Genomic DNA, 24,220 nt, shown 5'->3' on the forward strand with positions numbered 1-24,220 from the left:
CGCGACTCGTACCGATGGGTGCTCACTCGATTCGTCGGAGCGAGCCGCCGACATGCTGATGAAGATCCACACGCTCGCCGAGCGTAATCCGAGGTGCCCGGTGCCGGCGATGTTCGCCGGCACCCGTTCCGCTACATGCTCGCAGCACCTACAGCGTGACTACGGCGCATTGCAGGTCGACGGTCACTGCGTACTCGACGGACGCGCTCAGGTTGCCAGACAGCTCGGGCCGAGCAACGCCTTGAGATCGCCCATCAATGCCGACGAGGGTTCCACGCGCAGGCTCTCGTCGAGCTTGAGCAGAGTCACCTTGCTGCCCGTGATCAGCCGCACGTGGACGTCGGCGGTACCGGGATGCCTGGTGAGCACATTCTTGAGTGCACCAACCTTGTCGGGGGTGCACAACCGGGTCGGCATCGCCACCGACACCGGTTTGGCCACCCCCACCTGGGACAGATCCGGCACTGCGAGATCGTTGGCGATCAGCGAGATCCGGTCGTCACGGATCGACACGCGTGCCTTGACGAGCACCACCGAGTCCTCGACGACGTCCATGCCGTACACCGCGTACGACTGTGGGAAGAAGAGCACCTCGATACCACCGGTGAGGTCCTCGAGCTGCGCGGACGCCCACGCGAGGCCGTTCTTGTTGATGCGGCGGTTCACGGAGGCGAGAATGCCGCCCACCGTCACCTGAGTACCGTCCTTGAGGCCGCCTTCGAGGATCGCCGGGATCTGAGTGTCGGCCTGCGACGCGAGGACGTGCTCGACACCGTTGAGCGGATGGCCGGAAACGTACAGGCCGAGCATCTCTCGTTCGAGCGCGAGGAGGTGCTTGCTGTCCCACTCCTCGTCGGGGATCCGGACGTTGAACACGGACGCCACCGATTCGTCGGCGTCGGCACCACCGAACAGGTCGAACTGTCCGATGGCCTCGGCCTTCTTGGTGCTCATCACGGCATCGATGGCGTCGGCATGCACGAGCATGAGCCCCTTGCGGGGATGCTTCAGCGAGTCGAATCCGCCCGCCTTGATGAGTGATTCGGTGACCTTCTTGGTGCACGCGACCGTATCGATCTTGCCGAGGTAGTCGGAGAAGTCGGTGTACCGCCCCTTCTCCTCACGTGCCTTGGCGATCGACGCCACAACGTTGGTGCCGACGTTGCGGACGGCGCCGAGCCCGAACCGGATGTCCTCACCGACCGAGGTGAAGTTGGTGTGCGATTCGTTGACGTCCGGCGGCAGCACGGTGATGCCCATCTTGCGGCAGTCGGACAGATAGACGGCCGCCTTGTCCTTGTCGTCGCCGACGGAGGTGAGCAGGCCGGCCATGTATTCGCCGGGATAGTTCGCTTTGAGATAGGCCGTCCAGAACGACACGAGGCCGTAGCCTGCGGCGTGCGACTTGTTGAATGCGTATCCGGCGAACGGGAGGATCGTGTCCCACAGCGCCTTGATCGCGTCCTTGCCGTAGCCGTTGGCGAGCATGCCGGCTTCGAAACCCTCGAACTCGGCGGCGAGCACCTCTGCCTTCTTCTTACCCATTGCGCGACGCAGGATATCTGCACGTCCGAGGGAGTAACCGGCCACCTTCTGAGCGATCTGCATGATCTGCTCCTGATACACGATCAAGCCGTAGGTGTCCTTGAGAATCTCCGCGAGCGGCTCCTCCAGTTCCGGATGGATCGGCTTGACCTCTTGCCGCCCGTTCTTACGGTCGGCGTAGTCGTTGTGCGCGTTCATGCCCATCGGGCCCGGCCGGTAGAGGGCCAGCACCGCGACGATGTCCTCGAATCCCGTCGGCTGCATACGACGCAGCAGATCGCGCATCGCGCTGCCGTCGAGCTGGAACACGCCGAGTGTGTCGCCTCGGGCGAGTAGTTCGTAGGTCGCCGGATCCTCGAGCGGCAACGTGTCGAGATCGAGTTCGATCCCCCGGTTGTCCCGGATGTTGTCGATCGCGTCGCCGATCACCGTGAGGTTGCGCAGACCCAGGAAGTCCATCTTCAGCAGGCCGATGGCCTCGCACGACGGGTAGTCCCAGCCGGTGATGATCGCGCCGTCCTGCGCGCGTTTCCACAGCGGGATCGCGTCCATGAGCGGCTCGGATGACATGATCACCGCACACGCGTGCACACCCGCATTGCGGATCAGGCCTTCGAGGCCCTTCGCGGTCTGGTAGATCTTCGCGATGTCCGGGTTCGAGTCGATGAGCGATCGGACCTCGACGGCTTCCTTGTACCGCTCGTGCGACGGGTCGGTGATGCCGGAGACCGAGATGTCCTTGGCCATGATCGGCGGAGGAAGTGCCTTGGTGATCTGGTCGGCTATGGCGAAGCCCGGCTGACCGAACTGGACGCGCGCCGCGTCCTTGATCGCGGCCTTGGTCTTGATGGTGCCGAAGGTGATGACCTGCGCGACCTTGTCACTGCCCCACTTCTCGGTGGCGTAGCGGACCATCTCTCCTCGACGGCGATCGTCGAAGTCGATATCGATATCGGGCATCGACACGCGTTCGGGGTTGAGGAATCGCTCGAACAGCAGGCCGTGCGGTATGGGGTCGATGTTGGTGATACCCATCGCGTATGCCACGAGCGAGCCGGCAGCAGAACCACGACCCGGACCGACGCGGATCCCGACCTCACGTGCATGGTTGATCAGGTCGCCGACGACGAGGAAGTACGCCGGGAACCCCATCTCGTTGATGACGCTGATCTCGTACTCGGCGCGCCGCAGGTACTCCTCGGGAACCGGCCCGTGCGGGAATCGGCGGTCGAGGCCGCGCATGACTTCCTTGTGCAGCCAGCTGGCCTGCGTCTCCCCTTCCGGAACCGGGAAGATCGGCATCCGATCGTGGTGCTCCCACACCTCCTTGTACGACTGCACGCGCTCGCCGATCAGCACGGTGTTGTCGCACGCGCCGGGCACCTGGCTGTCCCACAGCTCACGCATCTCCTGCGCGGATTTGAGGTAGTAGCCGTCACCGTCGAACTTGAACCGGGTGGGATCCGACAGGGTCTTACCGGTCTGGATGCACAGCAGCGCTTCGTGGTTCTCTGCGGCGTCCTTGGTGACGTAGTGGCAGTCGTTGGTGGCCAGTGGCGGGATCCCGAGTTTGTTGCTGATCTCGAGAAGCCCTTCGCGGACGCGTCGCTCGATCGAGAGCCCGTGATCCATCAGTTCCAGGAAAAAGTTGTCCTTGCCCCAGATCTCCTGCCATTTCGCGGCGGCCTCGAGGGCCTCGCGGTCGTGGCCGAGCCGCAACCTCGTCTGGATCTCCCCCGAGGGGCACCCCGTGGTCGCGATGATCCCCTCGTGGTGCGTGGCGATGAGCTCTTCGTCCATGCGGGCCCACTTACCGAGCTGGCCTTCGATGGACGCGAGCGAAGACAGCTTGAACAGGTTCCGCAACCCGGTGGCGTTCTCGGCGACCATCGTCATGTGCGTGTAGGCACCGGAACCCGACACGTCGTCGGACTTCTGGCTGGGATCGCCCCACTTCACACGCTTGGTGTTGAACCGCGATTCCGGTGCGACATACGCCTCGATCCCGATGATCGGCTTGATCCCGGCCTTCGTCGCGAGGTTGTAGAACTCGCTGGCACCGTACATGTTTCCGTGGTCGGTCATGCCGACCGCCGTCATCCCGAGCCGTTGCGCCTCGTCGAACAGCGGACCGAGCTTTGCGGCGCCGTCAAGCATCGAGTACTCGGTGTGATTGTGCAGATGAACGAACGAGTCAGCCACGCGTGCCTCTCCCGGAAAGTCTGTGGGCACCGACGAGTCTAGGCGCTCGATGCGACGTGATCCGACAGGCACACCGGTGGCCGCCGCCGCACCGGTGATGCGCGTTACTCGTCGCTCGTCGCCGCGGCCCGAACGCCGCGCACACGCCGCACGCGGATCAGCGCATCGGTGCTGAACACCACCAGTGCCGCCCAGATGAGTGCGAATCCGACCCACCGCGAAGCGGGCATGTCTTCGTGCAGGACCAGGACTCCCCACGCCATCTGCAGACTCGGGGTGAGGTACTGCAGCATGCCCATCGTCGCAAGCGGCACCCGATGTGCAGCGGCCCCGAACAGCAACAAGGGCGCCGCAGTCACCAGACCCGCCGACATCAGCAACAGCGAATGCCCGGCGCCGTGCCCGAAGAAGGTGCCTGTACCGGTGACACCGAGAAAGGCGAGATAGGCCGCCGCGAGAGGCATCGCCACAACGCCCTCCCCCGCCAGGGACGTCCGAGGGTCCAGGGGCACGACCTTCTTGATCACGCCGTAGGACGCGAACGAGAATGCGAGAATCAGCGCGAGGAACGGTGGACGCCCATAGTCGAAGGTGATCACCATCACCGCGACGGTCGCCGCGAGCAACGCAACGATCTGTGCGGGCCGGAGCCGCTCGTGGAAGAACAACACACCGAACACAACGCTCACGAGCGGGTTGATGAAGTATCCGAGTGCCGCTTCGATGACCTGCCCGGAGACCACCGCATAGATGTAGACACCCCAGTTGACGGCGATCGCCGTCGAGGCCGCCGCGACGAGCGCCCAGGTCCGCGCTCCGAGATGACGCAGGCCGGACAGCCGACCGAGAACCGCGAGCAGAATCAGCATCAGGACGAGCGTCCACACCACGCGATGGGCAAGGATCTCCACCGCTCCCGCCGGCGCGAGCAGTCCGAAGAAGGCCGGAAACAACCCCCATGAGGCATACGCGCCGATACCGCAGAGCACACCGGTGGCGTTCGGGTCATGTCGTTCGGTGGGCAACCGTCGGCTCCTACGGCTCGCCGTCGTCGGCGCCGGGCGCCACCGTGCCGGTGTGTTCGGGCAACAGTGGCCTCACCGAGAACCTCCCGGCCACGGCGTCCGGCGGCAATGCTTCCACCACCCGGACTCCGGGGACGGTGGCCACCTCTCGCAATTGGTCGCCGGCACCCCGTACGACGGCCCCCACCGCGCAGGCACAGCCGGCCGCGAGTCGATCAGCGGAGACCGTGGCGATCCGAGACGCGCGATCGCTTCCCGCCACGGCCCCGCGCAGTCGCCCTGCCGCCACGAGCGGAGCGCGCCGCAGCGCCTCCGGATGCGCCGACACGGCGACGGTGACGAGCGGGGTCTGCACCCGGTCGATCGGCACCCGAAACAGAACCTGGGCCACGCGCACGTCACCGGGCAGCGCGGCTACCGCTTCGACATCCGTCGGTTCGGCGAAGGACACAAGCGCCCAACTTGCCTCGGGCCCGAGCTCGACCAGACTCGACTCGGCCCGGCCCAGATAGTCGGAGACCTGTTCGCCGTTGTCGGGGCCGAGCGCGTCGGTGCTCACCGACGCCGGGCGGACCGGATTGAGGACACCGGCGAGGAGCACCGCGAGCACCAACGCGGCCGTCGCCAACCACGGGAGGATCCGAGCCATGACTCAGGCGTTGCGCAACACGTCGAGGGCGTTCTCGAGATCGGCCGGGTACTTGCTGGTGATCTCGACCCAATTTCCACGGGTCGGATGTGCGAACCCGAGCGCGCGCGCGTGCAGCCACTGACGTTCCAGCCCGAGGCGAGCCGCCAGGCGCGGGTCGGCGCCGTAGGTCAGGTCGCCGCAGCACGGGTGCCGCAGAGCGGAGAAGTGCACGCGGATCTGATGGGTTCGGCCGGTCTCGAGGTGGATGTCGAGCAGACTCGCCGCCTGGAACGCCTCGACGGTGTCGTAGTGCGTGATGCTGGGCTTGCCGTCCGCCGTGACCGTGAACTTCCAGTCGCTGCCGCGATGCCTGCCGATCGGAGCATCGATGGTGCCGCTGCTCGGATCCGGATGGCCCTGCACGAGTGCGTGGTAGCGCTTGTCGATAGTGCGCTGTTTGAACGCCCGTTTGAGCACGGTGTACGCCCGCTCGGAGGTCGCGACGACCATGACACCCGACGTGCCGACGTCGAGCCGGTGCACGATGCCCTGCCGTTCGTGGGCACCGGAGGTCGAGATGCGGAAGCCCGCGGCGGCCAGACCACCGATGACCGTCGGCCCGGTCCAGCCGACACTCGCGTGCGCGGCCACACCGACCGGCTTGTCGACGGCGACGATGTCGTCGTCGGAGTAGAGGATCTCCATGCCTTCGACGGGCTTCGCCTCTATGGTCAGCGGCCGTGGAGGCTCGGGCAGGACCACTTCGAGCCATGATCCCGCCGAGAGGCGATCCGATTTGCCCATGGGGGCGCCATCCATGATGACGGAGCCTTCCTCGGTGAGCGCGGCAGCCACCGTCCGGGACAAGCCGAGCAGACGAGCCAGTCCGGCGTCGACACGCATCGCATCGAGCCCGTCCGGTACGGGCATCGCCCGGGTTTCTCTCACTGACGTTTTTCCTTTCTGTCGGTTCCCGATTCGGTGTCCTGTGTGTTCTCCGGGTCAGCAGCGTCTGCAGATTTCGCTGCGTCCCCCGAGTTCGCACGGCTTCCGTCCGGTTCGATGCCGAACACGGTCAACGCCACGAGCAGGATCGCGCCGCAGACGATCGCCGAATCGGCGACGTTGAACACGGGCCACCATCCGACCGAGACGAAGTCCACGACGTGTCCCTGCAAGGGCCCGGGCGAGCGGAACAGTCGATCGGTAAGATTTCCGAGAGCACCGCCGAGCACCAATCCCAGTCCCAGTGCCCACCAGACCGAGCGCAGCTTCCGCCCGACCTTGATCACACCGATGACGACACCGATCGCCACCAGTGTGAGCACCCACGTCATGCCCGTCGCCATCGAGAACGCGGCGCCGGGGTTGCGGATCAGGGTCAGCGTCACAGTGTCGCCGACGATCGAGATCGGGTCGAACGGGTCGATGTAGTGGACCGCCGCGATCTTCGTGAGCAGATCGGCAATGTAGATCACGAATGCCACGACGAGCAGATTGCGCAGCCGCCTCGGTCCCGCCGGCACGGTTACCGGGGGATCCTGTGCAGGCGGTTCCGGCGCACCGAACGCAGGATCGGGTCGGGAAGCTTCGTCACTCACCCCGCCATCATCCCCTACACGGCCGACGAAGCGGCCACCGCGCCCGTCGTGGCTACCCTGGGTGACGTGCCTGTGCTGTCGAGATTCACCTATACGAGGCCGTGCGCCTTCGCCGCCGTCCTGTCGCTTACCGCGCTCGTCACGGGATGCGGTGACACCCCTGACGGCACGCCCGCCGTCACCGCCGCATCCTCGACCGAGGTGACTGTGCCCGTGTCCTCTGTGACCGCAACAGTTCTCGCTGCGGGAGCCGAACCCCGCGAGGTGGTGCGGTTGACGCCCGCGACCGGAACCGAACAGAGCGTGATCCTGACCACACGCTCCGAGGTTCATCAGCAGATCGGCGATCAAGCGGCACAGGACTTCTCCACGCCCGAACTGACGACACCACTGTCCGCCACGGTCACGGAATCGGTGTCCGATGGAGCACCCGGCACCGTGGTCGATCTCGTCCTCGGCGATGTCAGTACCCCCGACCCACACCTCGAGACATCCCTCACTGAGGTCCGAGGTTCCGGGGCCGGACTGACGATGGGCCCCAACGGCGCGGTCAGTGCACTGCGACTCGAGCCCGGGACCGCGGTACCCAATGTCGCGCGCTCGGCGCTCGAACAGGCCTTCTACCAAGCGGTCTATCGGATGGTGGCGTTCCCCGACGAAGCAATCGGTGTGGGCGCCGTGTGGGAGAGCCACCAGCAGGTGATGAGCGCCGGGATCACGATCGATCAGGTCGGCACGGCCACTCTCGTCTCGCGCGACGACGACCGGGTGCGAGTGGACATTCGTGTCGAACAGATTCCGCAGGAGTCGACGTGGATGCTGCCCAACGGGCAGGGGCAGCTGTCCGTCGAGCAGTACACGATGGCCGGCGACGGAACTCTGACGATCGACCCGAGCAAGCCACTGCCCATTCAGGGCGACTTCACCGTGAGCGGCGATCAGACCTATCTCGACCCGAACGGAGCGACCCGGCTGTCGCAGTCCCAGGTGGACCGGGTCGGCTGGCATACTCCCGACGCCTGAGCCGGCACGAGCACGCAGCCGGCGAGACGACGGTGGCCGACGCGGATCTCCGCGTCGGCCACCGTCGTCATCTCACGAAGTGAGGTCGTGCTCAGGAAATTACGGGCACGCAGGCGTCTGCAGAGCCGCCAGCGACACGATCGCGCACGCGTTGTCCTGCGACAGCTTCCAGTAGCCGTCCTCGGCAACGAACATGACCGTGCCCGTGGAGACCTGATCGCCGATGGTGGTCTCGATCCCGGCGGTCGCGGTGCCGTCCTCGTTGTCGTTGATATCGATGATGGTGACCTGGGCTCCGGCCTGCTGTGCAGCTGCCGCGACCTGATCGATCAGGGTCGGGTCGAGCTCTGCACCCTGCACGAGGTTCTGCTTCTCCTCGGCCGGGATGCTGCCGTCGAAGGCCTGGTCGAGCATGGTCTGCAGTTCTTCGACGGTGGGCACCGGCGGGTAATCCGACGCGGGGGCCTCCGTCGTGGTCTCTGCCGTCGAGGTTGCCGCGGTCGTCTCGGTCGAGCCTCCGTCGTCCGAGCTGCAGGCAGTCATCGTGAGGGCGGCGGCGAGCGCCACCGTAGCGACGGTGATCTTGCGAAGCTTCAAAATTCTCGTCCTTCTCGTTCTCGAACGAACACGACGTTCGTGCTCGGTCATCCAGCAACGGATGGGTCCACCGCGACAGGCGGGTCGTCCGCAAGAGTACCCGGCGGTATCGAGAGAACCATGAGGGCGGCTGTAACACGTGTCAGTGCAGGCTCGAGAGCGGATCGGCGTGGTCCAGCAACGGATCTGCCTCGTCCAATGTCCGTGCAGGTCCCGGGCCGGTGGACCTCGTCTCGAACCGAATCGTGACGACGCCGTGACCCGACCCCTGAACCCAGCCGTGTCCGAAATCCGGATGTCGAACGTCGGTTCCGGGCCTCCACCGCCGATCCGGCTCCTGCACCGGTTCGGATGCACCGTCGTCGACCGGGTCCTCCTGCGACGACTCCGGTTCGAGGGCATCGAGTTCCGGGAACAGCGAATCCTGCGCAATGGCCGACAACCCCGCGAAACCGACGCCGACGAGTCTGATGGGCCCGACCTCGAGCGGGTCGAGAGCGAGACGTTGAGCTGCGGCCGTGAGAACCTGCACGTCCTCGGTGGAGTACGGCAACGTCGTGGATCTGGTGAGAATCGACATGTCGGACTTGCGCAGTTTCAGGACGACCGTCCGCGCGGCACGTCCATCCTTGCGTAGCCGCTCGTGCGCAGCAGTCGCACTGGTAGCCACCGCGCGCCGCAGGTGCTGCAGCGTCACGATGTCTGTCGGATAGGTGGTTTCGGCGCTGACCTGTTTAGCCTCGGCGCGTTCGACCACGGGACGGTCGTCGAGTCCGTTCGAGAGCCGGTGCAGGCCGGGGCCGATGGTGGTGCCGAGAATGGAGGCGGCTTCGGTGACGGGCAGTGCCGCAAGGTGTCCGATGGTGTCTATCCCCAGCTTGCGTAGCCGCTCCTCGGCTACCGGCCCGATCCCCCACAGACTGCGCACGGGCAGGCTGTGCAACAACGTGAGTTCTTCCTCGGGCCGCACGACCAGCAGGCCGTCGGGCTTGGCCAGGCCCGACCCGATCTTCGCGATCTGTTTTCCCGAGCCTGCACCCACAGAGGCCACGAGACCCGTCTTCTCGAGGACCTCGGCCCGCAACTCCGCACAGAAGCGGTCGGCTTCCTCGGCGGAGGCACCGGCCAGTTCTGCTGGTTCGGCGAACGCCTCGTCGAGCGAGAGTGTCTCGAGCACGGGCACTCGGGAACGGAGCGTGTCGAACACCGCGATGCTCAGCTCCCGATACACGACACCGCGGGGAGGGAGCACCACGCCACCCGCCCCGACGAGCCTGCGTGCACGGCTCATCGGCATCGCCGAACGCGCACCGAATTCGCGCGCCTCGTAACTTGCGCCTGCCACGACCCCGCGCGCCCCAAGACCGCCGACCAGGACCGGCCGGCCCCGAAGGGTCGGCCGGGTGAGCTGCTCGGCGGACGCGAAGAAGGCGTCGAGGTCCACGTGGAGGACCCAGCGCCGGTTCGCGGCGGTGGTCATCTCCCCAGGTTAGAGGGACACGCCCAACACACCGGTTCCCGGGCGTTCGAACACGCAAGCACGACGCAAGAGACATGCAAGGGGCGTGCAATCGGGTGCGCGGACAGTGGCATCAGCAACCACGATCCGAAGGGCACCACGCATGAACCATTCGTCTCCCCCTGCCATCGAGGCCGACGGGCTGGTCAAACGTTTCGGCGCATTCACTGCCGTCGACGGCGTCAGCCTCACTGTCCCGACCGGTTCCGTCTACGGCGTGCTCGGTCCCAACGGCGCGGGCAAGACCACGACGATCCGTATGCTCGCCACCTTGCTGCGACCGGACGCCGGCAACGCGCGGGTCTTCGGGCACGACGTCGTCGCGGAACCGACGGCTGTGCGCTCACTGATCGGCGTCACCGGGCAGTACGCGTCGGTCGACGAGGATCTGACCGCGACCGAGAACCTGATGATCTTCGCACGCCTGCTGGGTCTGAGCCGCGCTGACTCCCGGCGAAAGACCCACGAGCTGCTCGAGGAATTCGCACTCGAGGACGCCGCGAGCAAATCACTGAAGTACTTCTCCGGCGGTATGCGTCGTCGTCTCGACCTGGCCGCCAGCCTCATCTCACAGCCGCCACTGTTGTTCCTCGACGAGCCGACCACCGGCCTCGACCCGCGAACCCGCGCCCAGATGTGGGACACGATCCGCCGGCTCGTCGCCGAAGGGTCCACCGTGCTCCTGACCACCCAGTACCTCGACGAGGCCGATCAGCTCGCCGACCGGATCGCTGTGATCGATCACGGCCGTGTGATCGCGGACGGCACCGCCGACGAACTCAAGGCGTCGGTCGGGATGTCGTCGCTGCAACTGTCCCTGGTCGACAGCGCAGACATCGAAGCGACCCGCGCGCTTCTCACCGAAGCCCTGGGCGCCGACGTCGCCGTCAGCCCCGAGGCGGCCCGGCTCACCGCGCCACTGACCGACACGTCGATCACCCCGGAGTTGCTGATCCGGTTGCGCGACAACGGCATCGTCGTCGACGAGATCACAGTCAGCAAACCCAGCCTGGACGAAGTGTTCCTGACCATCACCGGGCACGGCGCTGATCCGGCAGCCACCTCCGACAACGAATCGAGCGTCGCATGACCACCGCCCTTGCCACGGAACGACCCCGCACCGGCTCCCGTCCGCTCCCCACTGCGCGCCACGTCGGACTGCGCGACACCGTAGCGCAGTCCTTGACGATGGGATATCGCGGACTCGTCAAGGTCAAGCACAATCCCGAGCAGCTGTTCGACGTCGTGATCCAGCCGGTCATCTTCACGCTGATGTTCACCTACATTTTCGGTGGAGCCATTGCCGGCGACGTCCCGTCATACCTCCCGATCATCATTCCGGGCATCCTGGTCCAGACCGTGATCACCGCGTCGGTCGTGACCGGCACCCAACTGCGGGAAGACATGGACAAGGGAGTCTTCGACCGCTTCAAATCCCTTCCCATCGCCCGGATCTCACCACTGGCAGGCGCTCTCGTCTCGGACATCGTCCGGTACGCGATTGCAACGACCATCACCTTCGTCATGGGGTATGCAATGGGATTCCGACCGGAAGGCGGCATCATCGGTGTCGTGGCCGCCGGCCTTCTGGTCGTCGTCTGCGCCTTTTCGATCAGTTGGATCTTCGCGCTGATGGGTGTGCTGATGAACAAGGCGTCGGCTGTGCAGGGCATCTCGATGCTCGTGCTGTTCCCGCTGACATTCATGTCCAACGCATTCGTACCCGCCGACACGATGCCGGGCTGGATGCAGACATTCGTGAGCATCAACCCGGTCTCACACCTGGTGACAGCCGTCCGAGATCTGGTGAACAACGGTCAGGTCGGGATGCCCCTGGTGTGGTCGCTGGTCGGTGCCGCGATCATCGTGGCGGTGTTCGCACCACTGGCAGTGCGCGCGTACATGCGCAAGGCGTGATGCCGGACCACCGCCCGTCAGTAGTGCAGGACCCCAGTGGTCCTGCACTACTGACGGTCACCGAGCGCCTCGAGGATCGAGGGTCGTGCGCGATGACGGGGCAGTCCCGCAACCGCGGCGAGTGCCTCTTCGACGCGCACGGCGCCGAGGGCGACACGTGCCAGGTCCAGATGCCGCGACACCTTCATCGACGGAAAGTCCTGCCGCGGAATCGCTCTCGTGGACAACGCCAACAATCGCAAGCCACTCTCGGATCCGGTCGCGACATCGAAACTGCCGACCGCGCACGCCACTGCCCCGATCTGGGGCAGGTCGCGGTAACCCTCCTGGCCGAGGTCTTCCCTCATCCTCGTTCCGAGCCAGTCGACGACGTCGCGTGCTTCGGCTGCGCGACCGGCGAGCACATGAGCGCCGATGGTCGCCGACACGACCAACGTCCCGAATGGGTCGGGAATGTCGTCGATGCCTATGTCCGGCCATCCCATCAGCGCGAGCGCGGACCGGTAGCCACGCAGTCCTACGTCGATGTCACCGGATGCCAGGTCCACCTCGGCGCGACTCGCGGAGAGTGCTGCCGTTCCCTGATTCCGATCATGCACGGTTGTGTCGTCGGGGTCGCCGACCTGATCCAGCTCGCGGCGCGCCTCGTCGACGCGACCCAGACCGACCAGCGCAGCAGCAATATAGCTGTGCAGAGCCGCAGACTCGTCGTACGCGTGCAGTTCCCGCAACTGTTCGGCACCCCCACGGTAGTAGGCCACCGCCTCCTCGTAACGGCCCGACTGCGCGGCGATGCTGCCGAGGTGCTGGTTCACCATCGACACCGTCCACTCCTCCCCCGCCGCCAGAGCGAGCTCGAGCGCCGCCCGCCCGTCGATTCCGGAGCCGTACAGGTCTCCGTTGTTCTCCCGCAGGTTGGCCCGCACTATCAGTGCAGCGCCACGTGATGCCCGATCGGGATGTCGCACCGCGACGGCCAGCGCACGCGCGACCCCCCGGCCGGACACCGGAAGCACCAGCAGCGCGGTGGCCGTGCCGATCATGGGATCGAGATCGTCTCGGGCCCGGATGATTTCGCGGAGCCGGATTCGGGTGAGGGCAAGCTCGCGGCTGACGCCGCTGAACGACAGGACAGTGGCGACGAGCAGGTAGCTCAATGCGAGGAGGTTTCCCGGTACTGCACGGGCTCTTGCGCCCCGGGGATCGAGGTCGAGGATTCGGGGAGACCAGGCGAGCACCTCTGAATGCGTGCCGCGCAACGTCCAGAGCATGCCGAGGACCGGGAACACCGTCAGCGCCACCCGGTCCTGCCCGCCACTGAGCGCCTGTCGCAATACGGCGAGCAGATTGTCGTGCTCGGTATCGACCTCGCGTGAGACGGCAGTCTGGTCGCCGTCGAGGAACCTGCGCACGGCACCGCGGCAGAACTGTTCCGCCCAGTCGAACGTTCGGTCGAGGACGACGACCTCTTCGTCGCCGCGGGCCAGCTGTTCCTCTCCGAACTCGCGGACGGTTTCGAGCATGAGATAGCGCAGACCTGCTCGTTCCTCGACGACGGTGAGCATCGACTGGGCCACCAGCCCCTCGATCGCGAATCCCGCATCGGCGACCTCACCCCACTGCGCGACGGTGACGGCGGCATCGAGTGTGAAGCCGGCCGGGAACCTGCACAACCGGCGCAGCGCCGCCTGCTGATCGGGTTCGAGGAGATTCCAGCTCCACTCGATCACCGCATACAAGGTGCGGTGTCGATGGGGTGAGGTGCGATCCCCCGAGCGCAGCAGCGTGAACCGGTCGGTGAGCCGGGCATTGATGTCCTCGATCGTCATGGTGCGCACCCTCGCGGCGGCCAGTTCGATCGCGAGCGGAAGACCATCGAGAGTGCGGCAGAGCCGTGCCACTTCCGCGGGATCCAACCGCACCGATGGGCGCACGGCCTTCGCGCGGATACTGAACAGTTCAGTTGCGGGTGATCCACTCTCCGCGATGTCCAGCGGAGACAGCGGGTACACCGCCTCAGCGGTGATCGCCATCGGAGCGCGACTCGTGGCGAGCACTGTCAGCTGCCCGCTGGCGGCGACCAGGTCCGCGACGACCTCGGCAACGTCGTCGATCAGGTGTTCGCAGTTGTCGACGATCAGCAGCGACGGACGCGACGAGAGCGCCTCCCGCAACCTGTCACGCGCGTCGTGTACCCGCGCTCTGGTCAACACCGTCCCGGGTGTCAGCTCGACCTCACCGATCCCAAGGACGGAGCTGATCGCGGCGACCACGTCCGCTCCGTTGCGCAACGGAGCAAGCTCGACCAGCGCGACCGGGAGATCTCGTGCTGCCCGAAGGCCGATCTCGTGCACGAGACGCGTTTTTCCTGTGCCACCCGGACCGAGCACGGTGACCACGCGCGCATCTGCCATCAGGCGCTCGACTTCGGCCAGATCTGCCTCGCGCCCGAGTAGAGCATTGGGCGCTGCGCGCAGTCCGGTGGAACGGGGAATCGTCGGTGCCGCGCTATGTTCCTGATCGAGCGCCCGGTGCGTCCGTGCGCGTGTTTCCGCGTCGACCGCCGGTGCCGAGACGAACCTCGGTGACTCTCCCTTCAGGATCGCCGTATTGAGGTCGACCAACCGGGGTGAGGGATCGGCGCCGAGCCGGTCGGCGAGTCTGGTGCGGAGTCCGGCAAACACCTCGAGGGCTTCGCTATCGAGCCCGAGGCCAGAGAGCACCAGCATCAACTGGCCGTGGACTTGTTCGTCGACGGGCGCCCGCACCGCGGCCGCACGAGCCAGCGGCAACGCCTGCTCCAGCTCGCCCATCGCAACTGTCGCGGCGAGTTCCACAGCATCGAGAGCTGCGGCACGGGCGGTGGCCTCATCGGCGATCTCACGTGCGAGGTCACCTGTCGCCAGATCCGCACCCGGCTCGCCGCGCCACAGGGCCCGCGCCTTCCGCACGGTCGCCACGGCACCGGAGAGGTCTCCGTCCGCACGCTGTTGCTGCGCGCGTTGCTCGCACACTCGCACCAATGTCAGATCGACCTGCATCCGGTCGAGGACGAGTCGATACCCGGCGGGGCCCCTCTCGAGCACACCGTCGGGTAGCGCATCGCGGAGCCGGGAGATCTGGGTGTGCAACGCGTTCGTCGGCGAGCGCGGCAGCTCATCGCCCCACACTTCTTCGATCAACGACTGGGAACTGCACGCGCGTCCGGGCCGACGTGCCAGCGCCGCGAGGAGACTGCGGGCACGCAGACCCGGCAGTGGGATCAGTTCGTCGCCGCGGCGCGTCGCCACCTCACCCAACAGGGCCACTTCTACGCCGGCGAAGGCTGCCGCACTGGGGTCGTTCGAATCGTGGTGCACCTCCACCGATACTAGTCTCCCGACAGCAGGATTCCCGGGAGGCCCTAAGCCTCCCGGGAATCCCGGTGTGCGCGCGGAGTGCGGCTACGCCTTGGTGATGGACACGCGCACACCTTCGCCGAGTTCGATCGGATCGGTCTCGGCCGCGGCGATCTCGAACGTCGTCGCAAGGACCTCACCGGCGATCAGATCGCGGTGGCGGGCCGCCCAGTCGGCGCGGTCGGCAGGGACCTCGAACTGCACCGAGATGCGATCCGAGACATCCAGTCCGAGGTTGCGTCGCGCATCCTGCAGTTCGCGGATGCGGTCCTTCGCCCAGCCCTCGGCCTCGAGCTCCTCGGTGACCGTGGAGTCGAGCACCACAAGGCCGGCACCGCCGGGCAGTGCCGCGGTCGACTCCGGTTCGGCGGCAACGAGACGCGTGGTGAACTCCTCCGGCAACAGCGTGATACCCGCAGCGGTGACAGTGCCGTCCGCGTTCTCGCTCCAGTCCCCCGACTTGACGGCCTTGATCACCTTCTGGACGTCTTTGCCGAGCCGAGGACCTGCCGCCCGAGCATTGACGACAACCTCGAACCGGCCGTGTGTCCCGACGTCGTCGGTGAGGACGACGTCCTTGACGTTGACCTCGTCCTTCACCAGATCGACGAACGGATCCAACGCTGCAGCACCGGCACTGGCGACGGTGACCTGCGGCAGCGGCAGCCGCACCCGAAGCTGCTGGGCCTTGCGCAGCGACAGCACCGTCGAGCACACCGACCGCACGTCGTCCATGGCCGAAACCAGCTCGGGGGCGGCAGGGAGCTCATCTGCGGCGGGCCAGTCGGCCAGATGCACGGAGCGACCACCGGTCAGGCCACGCCAGATCACCTCGGTCGACAACGGCAGCAGTGGGGCCGCAAGCCTGGTGACCACCTCGAGCACCGTGTGCAGGGTGTCGATCGCATCGGCGTCCTCATCCCAGAACCGCGACCGCGACCGACGCACGTACCAGTTGGTCAGCGCGTCGCAGAAGGTCCGCACCTCGTCGCAGGCACCCGCTATGTCGATCACCTCGAGTGCCTCGGTGACGGCATCGCGGGTTTCGGCGAGTTTCGCCAGGATGTACCGATCGAGCACATGGGTCGAGTCGGTGCGCCACGTGCCGGACTTCGGTGCGTACAGCTGCAGGAAGCTCCACGCGTTCCACAGCGGCAGCAGGGCCTGCCGCACCCCCTCGCGGATCCCCTGTTCCGTCACGACGAGGTTGCCGCCACGCAGGATCGGCGACGACATGAGGAACCAGCGCATGGCGTCGGAGCCGTCGCGTGCGAACACCTCGTTGACGTCCGGGTAGTTGCCCTTCGACTTGCTCATCTTGAGCCCGTCCTCGCCGAGGACGATGCCGTGCGCCGCGACGCACTTGAAGGCGGGCCGGTCGAACAGTGCGGTCGCGAGGACGTGCAGCGTGTAGAACCAACCGCGGGTCTGCCCGTTGTACTCGACGATGAAGTCGCCAGGGTAGTGCGAATCGAACCACTCGGTGTTCTCGAACGGGTAATGCACCTGTGCGAACGGCATCGAACCCGATTCGAACCAGCAGTCCAGAACCTCCGGCACACGACGCATCGTCGACTTGCCTGTCGGATCGTCCGGGTTGGGGCGGGTGAGCTGATCGATCATCGGCCGGTGCAGATCGTCCGGGCGCACCCCGAAATCGCGCTCCAGTTCGTCGAGCGAACCGTAGACATCGAGCCGGGGATAGTCGGGGTTGTCGGACACCCACGCGGGGATCGGGCTGCCCCAGTAGCGGTTCCGACTGATGTTCCAGTCGCGCGCACCCTCGAGCCATTTGCCGAACTGGCCGTCGCGGATGTGCTCGGGGACCCAGGTGATCTCCTGGTTCAGTTCGACCATGCGGTCGCGGAACCGGGTGACGGCCACGAACCACGACGGCACGGCCATGTAGATCAACGGCTGACCGGAGCGCCACGAATGCGGGTAGGAGTGCTCGATCGTTTCGTGCCGCAACAGCTTTCCAGCAGCCTTGAGGTCCTTGATGATGACCGGGTTCGCGTCGAACACCTGCAACCCCGCGTAGGGCGGCACCATCGAGGTGAATCTGCCGCCCGGATCGAGCGGCTGCACCAATTCGATACCGTTGCGCTGGCAGTACTCCATATCCTCTTCACCGAAAGCCGGTGCGAGATGGACGATTCCGGTACCCGACTCGGTGGTCACATAATCCGCGGCGATCACCTGGTGGGCATTATCACGGCCCACGAAGAAATCGAACGGTGGCTCGTACACGAGCCCCACCAGATCGGTACCGGTGTATTCGGCCAGCACTTCGGGCTCGTCGCCCAGCTCGCGGACGTAGTGGCCGAGGCGGTCCTTCGCCAGCAAGTAGGTCTTCGCCTGGTCGTCCGTACCCGCCCGGACCGCGACGTAGGTGATCTCGGGGTGCACCGCGATCGCGAGGTTCGACGGCAACGTCCACGGCGTCGTGGTCCAGATCAGGGCATTGGCCCCGTCGAGTTCGGTGCCTGGCGCGCGCAGCACCATGTCGACGGTGACCGCCGGGTCCTGCCTCATCTTGTACGCGTCGTCGAGCCGGGTCTCCTGGTTCGACAGCGGCGTCTGCTCGTACCAGCTGTACGGCAGCACACGGAAGCCCTGGTAGATCAGGCCCTTGTCGTACAAGGACTTGAACGCCCACATGACCGACTCCATGAAGTCCAGGTCGAGCGTCTTGTAGTCGTTGTCGAAGTCCACCCAGCGAGCCTGCCTGGTGACGTAGTCGCGCCACTCACCCGTGTAACGCAGTACGGACTGCTTGCAGTATGCGTTGAACTCGGCCAGGCCCATCGTGTCGATCTCGGACTTGTCCTTGATGCCTAGTTGCTTCTCGGCTTCGAGCTCGGCCGGGAGCCCGTGGGTGTCCCACCCGAATCGCCGGTCGACCTTCTTTCCGAGCATCGTCTGGAAGCGGGGGACGACGTCCTTGACGTAACCGGTGAGCAGGTGGCCGTAGTGCGGAAGCCCGTTTGCGAAGGGCGGGCCGTCGTAGAAGACGAACTCCTCGGCGCCCTCGCGATTGGCGATGGACGCTGTGAAGGTCTCGTCCTCGGCCCAGCCGGAGAGCACGCGTTCCTCGAGATCGGGGAAGTCGACACCGGCATCCTTGGCGACGCCGTAGTCGACCTTCGGATACCCGCCGGTCGCTGCAGTGGAATTGACGTTCTCGGTCACCGCGTGACTCCTCCGTGCCTCACATCCTCGGCACGGGGACGATCACCGCGCATTCTGCGCGGCCACCGCGGTACCACCCCGCTTGCACTCCCCGGAAATATCCGGCGGGCGCCTCTTCGTTCGGGCTGTCACGGGCCCCACCCGTTCGGTTCTACTGGGTACCTCGCAAGTGCATCCACACTCGCTCGGCACTGTTCTTCCGAAGGCTCCCCGGTGATGGCCGGATCGACACCATCCCGCACACGCGGGAAACAGCAGTACGTGTACTGACCTCTACCGAACAGCACTCGCGATGCCCATCGTACGCAGTACTGGTCATTCTCGTGAATCGTGCTGTTCATCACCTCGCGTAGGCCGCGCACTCGGCGATGCGCGCCGACGAGAGGGCTTCCCCGGAGTCGCCGGATCCCGGGACGTGAGGGAGCTGGCAAGCAGGATCACTCCGCCTGCCACACACACCGCGATACAACCCCAGGCCCACGCGATGGATCCGGTCATCAAGGCAATGACGAGAAGACCGAATCCGATCGCAGCGAGCACCAACGTCACGACAAGCACGTCGACTCCTCAACCGAGGCGCGGAACCAGGCCCGGGACCTCGCTCAGCTGTTGCCCTTGGCGAAGGACGACGAGCCGAACGACGACGAGTTGGACTGGTTGAACGCATCCGCACCGCTGTCGACCGGCACCGCGGAACCGCGCTGCTCGAGCTCTTCGAGCTGTGATTCGAGGTACGACTTCAGGCGCACGCGGTATTCGCGCTCGAACGTCTTCAGTCGTTCGATCCGGTCTTCGAGAACGGAGCGCTGCTGATTGATCGTCGCCATGATCTCGGTGTGCTTCTTCTCGGCGTCCGCCTGAAGGCCATCGGCCTTCTCCTTGGCCTGACGGAGCTGCGTCTCGGACCGCGTACGTGCGTCGGAGAGCATCGCGTCGGACTTCTGGCGAGCATCGGCGATCATGGCCTCGCTGCGCGTACGCGCATCCGAGACGAGCTGCTCGGAGTTCGTGCGGGCGTTGCGCACCAACTCCTCGGCCTCCGTCTTGGCGTCGCCGGTGAGACGATCGGCCATCTCCTGCGCAAGGCCGAGAACCTTCGCCGCCTGCATGCTCGCATCACCTGCCGGCGCGGCTGCCGCCACCGGGGCGGGAGTGGGTGCCGGGGCAGGTGCCGGAGTGGGCTCCGGCTTGGGGGCCTCGACGACCCGCGCCGGTTCCGCCTTCGCCGACGACACTGCCGGAGCGGCAGAGCGCGGCGCCTTCTTCGCCTCGGCAAGCTCCTGGTCGAGCTCCGCGACGCGCTGGCGCAGGTCGGCGTTCTCCTCGATCAGGGACGTCAACTCCTGCTCGACAAGATCGAGAAATGCATCGACCTCGTCCTCGTTGTATCCGCGCTTCCCGATCGGAGGCTTGCTGAACGCGACATTGTGCACATCAGCTGGTGTCAGCGGCATGGAAGGATCCCTTCACGCGTCAAATAAGCGGTCAAGCAGGCGTTCCGTAGTTCAGACAGTGCGTTACGCGTATTGAAACCCACTGTATATGGCATTCCATTCTGGCACAGCGGAGCGTGCGAAGGCCCCGCGACAGCGCCGCGGCGGCGCATGTCAGATCCCCCCGCTACGCGGGATGAACGCCATCAGGAAGTACACGATGAACAGCAAGACCATGATGGATAGATCGAGCCGGATCCCACCCAGATTGAGCGGGGGTATCAGACGCCTGAGCAGCTTCACCGGCGGGTCGGTGACCGTGAAGATCGCTTCCAGGATCACCACGACAAATCCCGTCGGCTTCCAATCCCGCGCGAAGGTTCTGATGAACTCGACAATGATTCGTCCGATCAGCAGAAGCCAGAAGATGAACAGCAGGAAGTACAGCACATCGAATACGGCCACCCGACCACTCTGCCCGACAAACCCGAACCCTTCCAAACCGAAACGCCCGGCCTGCAGTTATCTGCATCACGCCGGGCGTTCGGTATGCGTTCGGGGGAGGGACGAGCAGGTGCCTGGGCGCGGCACCGTGTGCACTATTGCTGACTGTAGAAGCCGGTCTCGGCGATGCGTCGGCGTTCCTCCGCAGAGACATCGATGTCGGCGGGTGAGAGCAGGAAGACCTTCGTCGCGACCTTGTCGAACGAGCCACGCAAAGCGAATGCCAGTCCGGCCGCGAAGTCGACCAACCGCTTCGCATCGGCATTGCTCATCTCGACGAGATCCATGATCACCGGGGTCCCGTCGCGGAACCGCTCACCGATCGTGCGTGCCTCGCCGTAATCGCGTGGACGCAGCGTCGTGATCTTCGACAACGGACCTCCTTCATCGAACAGCGCGCCGCGTCGCGCCTCGGTCCGCTCGAGCCGCGACTCCGCAGCCATCGTGGACCGCGCAGGGGAACGCGCCGGGGCCGCCGCCGGACGGGGGGCTCGGGCAGTGATCGGCTCGACACGGGCGCTGCGCGCCGGCGGGTCGTACCGATCGAAGTCGTCTTCCGCGAAATCACGCTCGGGCTCATCACGACGCGGAGCGGGATATTCTTCTCGCCGCGGCGCGGCGTACCCGCCGTACGGCTGCTCACCGTAGTCGCGCTCACGACGTGGGCTCGCCGGATCGTCGAGGTAGTCGTCCTCGTAGTCCTCGAGCGGGACCATTCCGAAGTAGGCCTTGAACTTGTGGAGCGTGCTCATCGATCGCCCTTCCCTCGCGCGGCGGTTGGGATTCAGGCTAACGGTCTCGAACCCAACACTCCCGTTCCGACACGCACGCATGTCGAACCGTGGCGCACGGCATGTTCGAGATCACCCGACATCCCGGCAGACAGTTCGCGCGCCTCGGGATGCTGTTGCCGCAGCCGCTCCCCCAGTTGTGCGAGCACCTCGAACGAGGCGTCGACGTCCGCGCCGAGCGGGGGCACTCCCATCAGACCTGCCAGTTCCAGACCATCGGCCGCGGCCACCTCATTCGCGAGGGCATCGAGCCCGGCGGCGGGGACACCACCACGCTGCGGGTCGCCATCCAGACTGACCTGCAGCAACACCCGCAACGACGCGGTCCGGTCACCCGCGTCGAGCGCCGCCGTCACCCCGTTGGAGAGAGCTCCTGCGAGCCGCGCGCTGTCGACCGAATGCACCGTGTGCGCCCAGCGCGCGACAGCACGGGCCTTGTTCCGTTGCAGCCTCCCGATCATGTGCCACTGCACGGTCGGGTCGGGTACCTCTGCCCGGAACTCCTCGATCTTGGCGTGCGCCTCCTGCTCACGCGATTCCCCGAAAGCACGGCAGCCCAGCTCGTACAGCAGGACAGCGTCCGACGCCGGGAAGTACTTGGTGACGGTCAGCAGCCCGACATCGGACGGGTCGCGTCCGCAGGCGCGTGCCGCATCGTCCAACCGACGCCGCACCGAGTCGAGTCCGCGAGCCAGCTCCTCGCGCCGGGTCTGCTGCGCCTCGTCGCTCACTGCGGATCTTCCTCGAGCCAGATGACGGAGGCCAACCTTCCGGTCGGCGCATCCCGGCGGTGGCTGAACAAAGTCGGGTCCTCGATGGTGCATCGTGGGTCCTCGGCCACGGCCGCGACACCGTGATCGAGCAATTGCCTACGCAGGCCGGCGCGAAGATCCAGCCCGGCCGTGCCTTTGACGGTGCGTGTTGCACTACCGGGAAGATGTGCTTCCACGTCGTCGCGCATCGTCGCCGGTACCTCGTATCGGCGGCCACTCGCTGCGGGGCCGAGGAATGCCCCGATCCGGTCCGCGCGCGCACCGAGTTCGATCATCGCGTCGAGCACCCGCGGAATGATGCCGATGCGCGCGCCGATGCGTCCCGCATGCGCCGCGGCCACGACACCGGCTTCCTCGTCGGAGAGCAGCACCGACACGCAGTCGGCGCTGAGGGTGGCAAGCGCGAGCCCGGCCACAGTGGTGACGAGTGCGTCGGTCGCGGGAACCGGCTCCGTGACCGGCCCCTCCACCACCGTGACGTTGCGGCTGTGGATCTGTTCCATCCACACGAACCGTTCGGGTGGCAATCCGACGACCGCAGCCAGACGCTGCCGATTGGCTGCGACGGCTGCGGGATCGTCTCCTACGTGGTCACCGAGGTTGAAGGAGTCGTAGGGAGGGGCCGAGACCCCGCCGGTTCGTGTGGTCACGACCCGGCGGGCACGCACCCCGGGGCGAGGCGCCGTCAACGCCGCATGAAGATCGGCACGTCCACGTCGTCGTCGCCCTCGTCGTCGACGTCGACCGAGCGCGCAGAGCCTCCGCCCGCCGGGGGGAGTCCACCCGAGACCGGAGCCGGCTCACGGGCCGGCGCTTCGTCGGCACCGTCCCGATCGGGTCGGCCCAGCTCACCTGCGCGACCCGCGCCGATGGCACCGGGCCGGGCACCCTGCTGCGGGTTCTGTTGCGATTGCTGACCCTGCTGCTGGCCGGGGCCTGCTTCGACAGGACGCCGCGTCGGTGTGCCTCCGTCGAAGCCGGCAGCGATCACCGTGACCCGTACCTCGTCGCCGAGCGAGTCGTCGATGACAGTGCCGAAGATGATGTTGGCGTCGATGTGCGCAGCTTCCTGCACCAGCGACGCTGCTTCGTTGATCTCGAACAACCCGAGGTCGGAGCCACCGGCGATCGACAGCAGCACGCCGCGCGCACCCTCCATCGACGCTTCGAGGAGCGGTGAGTTGATCGCGGCTTCCGCCGCCTTGATCGCGCGCCCCTCACCCCGCGACGAACCGATGCCCATGAGCGCACTGCCCGCTCCGGACATGACGCCCTTGACGTCGGCGAAGTCGACGTTGATCAGGCCGGGGGTGGTGATGAGATCGGTGATGCCCTGAACACCGTTGAGGAGGACCTCGTCGGCGGACCGGAATGCGTCCATGAGGCTCACTGCAGCGTCGCCGAGCTGGAGCAGCCGGTCGTTGGGGATCACGATGAGGGTGTCGCACGATTCGCGCAGCGTCTGGATGCCGGTGTCGGCCTGGCCGCCACGCCGCTTGCCTTCGAACGAGAAGGGTCGTGTGACGACTCCGACCGTGAGTGCACCGAGCTTGCGCGCGATGCTGGCCACGACGGGCGCGCCGCCGGTGCCGGTGCCACCGCCCTCACCAGCAGTGACGAAGACCATATCGGCGCCCTTGAGCACCTCTTCGATCTCGTCCTTGTGGTCTTCGGCAGCCTTGCGGCCCACTTCGGGGTCTGCACCGGCGCCGAGGCCGCGGGTCAATTCGCGTCCGACGTCCAGCTTGACGTCGGCGTCGGACATCAGGAGTGCCTGTGCATCGGTGTTGACCGCGATGAACTCGACTCCCTTGAGTCCCTGCTCGATCATGCGGTTGACCGCGTTCACGCCGCCACCGCCGATACCGACGACCTTTATTACGGCGAGGTAGTTGTGCGGGGGCGTCATGGGCTCTCGCCTTCCTGGGATTTCGGGTTCATACTTCGATCGATCTTTGCGAGGCACCCAACCAAACCCTCAACCATAGCTTGAAGGTTATGTCAAGTACCCGACTGCTGCGAAACGCTATGGCACGGCAGCCCGAATCCGCCAGCAGACTCGCCGACGA

General features: G+C 66.1%; 19 protein-coding genes. 3 read left to right on the top strand and 16 right to left on the bottom strand.

All coding sequences use genetic code 11. The annotated features are described in order from the left end of the window. Positions 1-207: 207 nt before the first annotated feature. From dnaE to lspA, 5 genes are all read right to left on the bottom strand, one after another. Positions 208-3,747, bottom strand: a complete 3,540-nt coding sequence (gene dnaE, locus EV641_RS15550) for a DNA polymerase III subunit alpha (RefSeq protein ID WP_132472867.1) — start codon at positions 3,745-3,747, stop codon at positions 208-210. A gap of 104 nt (positions 3,748-3,851) precedes the next feature. Next, a complete protein-coding gene (gene rarD / locus EV641_RS15555) occupies positions 3,852-4,772 on the bottom strand; it encodes an EamA family transporter RarD (protein WP_054717341.1) in 921 nt (306 codons plus the stop codon). 10 nt (positions 4,773-4,782) lie between these two features. Then, on the bottom strand, positions 4,783-5,421 hold the full coding sequence (locus tag EV641_RS15560; protein ID WP_132472869.1) for a hypothetical protein: 639 nt from the start codon (positions 5,419-5,421) through the stop codon (positions 4,783-4,785). 3 nt (positions 5,422-5,424) lie between these two features. Further along, positions 5,425-6,333, bottom strand: coding sequence for an RluA family pseudouridine synthase (locus tag EV641_RS15565; RefSeq protein WP_199233280.1), 909 nt, complete (start codon positions 6,331-6,333; stop codon positions 5,425-5,427). Positions 6,334-6,347: 14 nt separating this feature from the next. Beyond that, positions 6,348-6,929, bottom strand: coding sequence for a signal peptidase II (gene lspA / locus EV641_RS15570; protein ID WP_241997285.1), 582 nt, complete (start codon positions 6,927-6,929; stop codon positions 6,348-6,350). A 141-nt stretch (positions 6,930-7,070) separates the two neighbouring features. On the opposite strand from lspA, the gene EV641_RS15575 reads away from it, so the two are divergent. Next, complete coding sequence (locus EV641_RS15575; protein ID WP_241997262.1) at positions 7,071-8,027, top strand: hypothetical protein; 957 nt, start codon at positions 7,071-7,073, stop codon at positions 8,025-8,027. Between the two features lie 99 nt (positions 8,028-8,126). On the opposite strand, the gene EV641_RS15580 is transcribed toward EV641_RS15575, so the two are convergent. Continuing rightward, a complete protein-coding gene (locus EV641_RS15580) occupies positions 8,127-8,624 on the bottom strand; it encodes a hypothetical protein (RefSeq protein WP_132472873.1) in 498 nt (165 codons plus the stop codon). A gap of 142 nt (positions 8,625-8,766) precedes the next feature. Beyond that, positions 8,767-10,104: a DNA polymerase IV gene (locus tag EV641_RS15585; protein ID WP_132472875.1), complete on the bottom strand. Its 1,338-nt coding sequence runs from the start codon at positions 10,102-10,104 to the stop codon at positions 8,767-8,769. A 142-nt stretch (positions 10,105-10,246) separates the two neighbouring features. On the opposite strand from EV641_RS15585, the gene EV641_RS15590 reads away from it, so the two are divergent. Together EV641_RS15590 and EV641_RS15595 are read left to right on the top strand one after the other, a co-directional pair. Next, positions 10,247-11,233 carry an ATP-binding cassette domain-containing protein gene (locus tag EV641_RS15590; protein ID WP_054718603.1) on the top strand — a complete coding sequence of 329 codons (987 nt, stop codon included), beginning with the start codon at positions 10,247-10,249 and terminating at the stop codon, positions 11,231-11,233. Then, positions 11,230-12,060, top strand: coding sequence for an ABC transporter permease (locus EV641_RS15595; RefSeq protein ID WP_054718606.1), 831 nt, complete (start codon positions 11,230-11,232; stop codon positions 12,058-12,060). Before EV641_RS15590 ends, EV641_RS15595 begins: the two co-directional genes overlap by 4 nt. A 47-nt stretch (positions 12,061-12,107) precedes the next feature. Here the strand turns inward: EV641_RS15595 and EV641_RS15600 are convergent, their stop codons facing one another. The 9 genes from EV641_RS15600 to ftsZ form a co-directional block, all read right to left on the bottom strand. Next, a complete protein-coding gene (locus EV641_RS15600; protein WP_132472877.1) occupies positions 12,108-15,419 on the bottom strand; it encodes a BTAD domain-containing putative transcriptional regulator in 3,312 nt (1,103 codons plus the stop codon). A gap of 84 nt (positions 15,420-15,503) precedes the next feature. Then, positions 15,504-18,650 carry an isoleucine--tRNA ligase gene (gene ileS / locus EV641_RS15605; RefSeq protein ID WP_132472879.1) on the bottom strand — a complete coding sequence of 1,049 codons (3,147 nt, stop codon included), beginning with the start codon at positions 18,648-18,650 and terminating at the stop codon, positions 15,504-15,506. 315 nt (positions 18,651-18,965) lie between these two features. Beyond that, entirely contained in the window at positions 18,966-19,208 is a 243-nt protein-coding gene (locus EV641_RS29845) for a hypothetical protein (protein ID WP_054718663.1), read from the bottom strand. Between the two features lie 44 nt (positions 19,209-19,252). Then, complete coding sequence (locus tag EV641_RS15615) at positions 19,253-20,104, bottom strand: DivIVA domain-containing protein (protein ID WP_132472881.1); 852 nt, start codon at positions 20,102-20,104, stop codon at positions 19,253-19,255. 153 nt (positions 20,105-20,257) lie between these two features. After that, positions 20,258-20,548 carry a YggT family protein gene (locus EV641_RS15620; RefSeq protein WP_132472883.1) on the bottom strand — a complete coding sequence of 97 codons (291 nt, stop codon included), beginning with the start codon at positions 20,546-20,548 and terminating at the stop codon, positions 20,258-20,260. 134 nt (positions 20,549-20,682) lie between these two features. After that, positions 20,683-21,339 carry a cell division protein SepF gene (sepF, locus tag EV641_RS15625; RefSeq protein WP_132472885.1) on the bottom strand — a complete coding sequence of 219 codons (657 nt, stop codon included), beginning with the start codon at positions 21,337-21,339 and terminating at the stop codon, positions 20,683-20,685. 32 nt (positions 21,340-21,371) lie between these two features. Further along, entirely contained in the window at positions 21,372-22,109 is a 738-nt protein-coding gene (locus EV641_RS15630; protein WP_241997263.1) for a YggS family pyridoxal phosphate-dependent enzyme, read from the bottom strand. Continuing rightward, complete coding sequence (pgeF, locus tag EV641_RS15635; RefSeq protein ID WP_132472889.1) at positions 22,106-22,840, bottom strand: peptidoglycan editing factor PgeF; 735 nt, start codon at positions 22,838-22,840, stop codon at positions 22,106-22,108. Before pgeF ends, EV641_RS15630 begins: the two co-directional genes overlap by 4 nt. Beyond that, positions 22,837-24,060, bottom strand: a complete 1,224-nt coding sequence (gene ftsZ, locus EV641_RS15640; RefSeq protein ID WP_132472891.1) for a cell division protein FtsZ — start codon at positions 24,058-24,060, stop codon at positions 22,837-22,839. The genes pgeF and ftsZ overlap by 4 nt, the downstream gene beginning before the upstream one ends. Positions 24,061-24,220 lie beyond the last annotated feature (160 nt).

This window comes from Rhodococcus sp. SMB37 (assembly GCF_004345605.1).
Taxonomy (GTDB): domain Bacteria; phylum Actinomycetota; class Actinomycetes; order Mycobacteriales; family Mycobacteriaceae; genus Rhodococcus.

Coding starts and splice junctions, on each gene's coding strand:
- EV641_RS15560 (WP_132472869.1), bottom strand. CDS start 5,421: ATGGCTCGGATCCTCCCGTGGTTGGCGACGGCCGCGTTGGTGCTCGCG.
- EV641_RS15565 (WP_199233280.1), bottom strand. CDS start 6,333: ATGCCCGTACCGGACGGGCTCGATGCGATGCGTGTCGACGCCGGACTG.
- EV641_RS15585 (WP_132472875.1), bottom strand. CDS start 10,104: ATGACCACCGCCGCGAACCGGCGCTGGGTCCTCCACGTGGACCTCGAC.
- EV641_RS15590 (WP_054718603.1), top strand. CDS start 10,247: ATGAACCATTCGTCTCCCCCTGCCATCGAGGCCGACGGGCTGGTCAAA.
- EV641_RS15595 (WP_054718606.1), top strand. CDS start 11,230: ATGACCACCGCCCTTGCCACGGAACGACCCCGCACCGGCTCCCGTCCG.
- EV641_RS15615 (WP_132472881.1), bottom strand. CDS start 20,104: ATGCCGCTGACACCAGCTGATGTGCACAATGTCGCGTTCAGCAAGCCT.
- sepF (WP_132472885.1), bottom strand. CDS start 21,339: ATGAGCACGCTCCACAAGTTCAAGGCCTACTTCGGAATGGTCCCGCTC.
- ftsZ (WP_132472891.1), bottom strand. CDS start 24,060: ATGACGCCCCCGCACAACTACCTCGCCGTAATAAAGGTCGTCGGTATC.